The organism is Dryocola boscaweniae, assembly GCF_025215095.1.
Taxonomy (GTDB): Bacteria; Pseudomonadota; Gammaproteobacteria; order Enterobacterales; family Enterobacteriaceae; genus Dryocola; species Dryocola boscaweniae.
Genome location: NZ_JALHAP010000012.1, coordinates 1 through 254 on the forward strand (window position 1 = coordinate 1; position 254 = coordinate 254).

1 protein-coding gene is annotated in these 254 nt (G+C 61.8%); it reads right to left on the reverse strand.

Going from position 1 to position 254, the window contains the following annotated elements:
• A partial coding sequence (locus MUA00_RS00055) for a hemagglutinin repeat-containing protein (protein ID WP_271121225.1) occupies positions 1 to 254 on the reverse strand: 254 nt, incomplete at both ends.

Sequence of the window (254 nt, forward strand, 5' to 3'; positions counted from 1 at the left end):
GCTCTGGCTCTGGGTGGTGCCGTCCTCGTTCATCTCATGGCGCGATTTAGCGCTGCCGACGGTGATGCCAATCCCGCCGGTGCCCATCAGGCCGGACTTCTTCGTCTCATTCAGACGATACGTGGAATCGGTGTTGGTCGCCGCCACAATATCAATATTGTTCCCGGCGGACAGCGACACATCGCCGTCGCCCACCACCGCCGAGCCCTGCACCAGCAGGTTATTGCCTGCCGACACGGTGACGTTATCGCCGC